The sequence below is a fragment of the Collinsella sp. An268 genome (assembly GCF_002159765.1).
In the GTDB taxonomy this organism is placed as follows: Bacteria; Actinomycetota; Coriobacteriia; order Coriobacteriales; family Coriobacteriaceae; genus Coprousia.
In genome coordinates this window covers 1-1006 of the sequence record NZ_NFJH01000023.1, presented here as the reverse complement: position 1 = coordinate 1006, position 1006 = coordinate 1, and the positions used below count along the sequence as shown (strand labels likewise).

Sequence of the window (1006 nt, the reverse complement as noted above, 5' to 3'; positions counted from 1 at the left end):
GACGAACGTCTCCACCGCGGGCGCCATGGAGAGGTCGTTCTCCGAGTCGCCGAAGGCGAAGGTGTTCGCGCGGCCGTGGCCCATGTGGGCGAGCGCGCAGGCGATGCCCTCGCCCTTATCGAGGCCCTTGAGGGAGATGTCGTACGTACCGAACTGCATGTCGCTTATCGTGAAGTGCTCCTCCAAAAAGGGAAGGAGCCGCTCGATGCGCTCGCGCCCCACGCCATGGGTGCCAAGCTTGGCAAAATGGTAGCGTGCGAGATACGGCTCGAGCTCGTCGAGCGTGCGCACCGTGGGGCACCCCGGGAAGGGGCATTCGCCGCCCGCCGGATAGAGCCCGACATCGATCTCGTTGCTTTCCAGCTGGACGTTGACGCCTGCCTCGACGAAGCGCGCCGCCGTCTCGCGCACCAGATCGCGCGGAATGCGCTCGTCGCGTATGACCTCATCGCCGATGCGCACGTAGGCGCCCGCCTCCGCAACATAGCCCACCGGCTCCAGCGCGCGCACGCCCGGCGTGATCATAAAGAACGGACGGCCCGTGCAGATGAAGGGCGCATGGCCCTGCGCGCGCAGACGGCCAAACGCAGCCATGACGGCATCGCTCGGACGCTCGGCCATAAAGGCCTCGACTGACAGCTTGGGCATGGGCTCGCCCTGTTTAAAGCTGGGCCTGTCCCCACCCATAAGCGTGCCGTCGACGTCAAAAAAGAGCGCCGCCCGGCTTGCCTCGCCAACCGTTGTCATCATGGACCTCCCTCAATCATATTTCCGGTCGTTATTGTACCTGCCTGCCCCATCTGTCAACGAAAGGAAGCGCACGGTTTCTTCTGCTCTCCACCTCCCCAACCGGGCTGGGACATAGCGCCTGCGGCCACGTCCCCCCCCCTCGCCCCATTACAGTTTGAGCCGTCCCGAGGGCGGTTCCTTTTTTTCACTCTCCGATCTGGGAAATACCATGGTGCCAGGCCCCTCGGGACGGCTCAAACTGTAATGGGGCGAGGGG

General features: G+C 64.4%; 1 protein-coding gene. It reads right to left on the bottom strand.

Going from position 1 to position 1006, the window contains the following annotated elements:
- Positions 1-750 (bottom strand): HAD hydrolase family protein (locus B5F70_RS10425; RefSeq protein ID WP_087205498.1); only part of this gene is annotated, 750 nt, incomplete at its 3' end.
- Positions 751-1006: the final 256 nt, after the last annotated feature.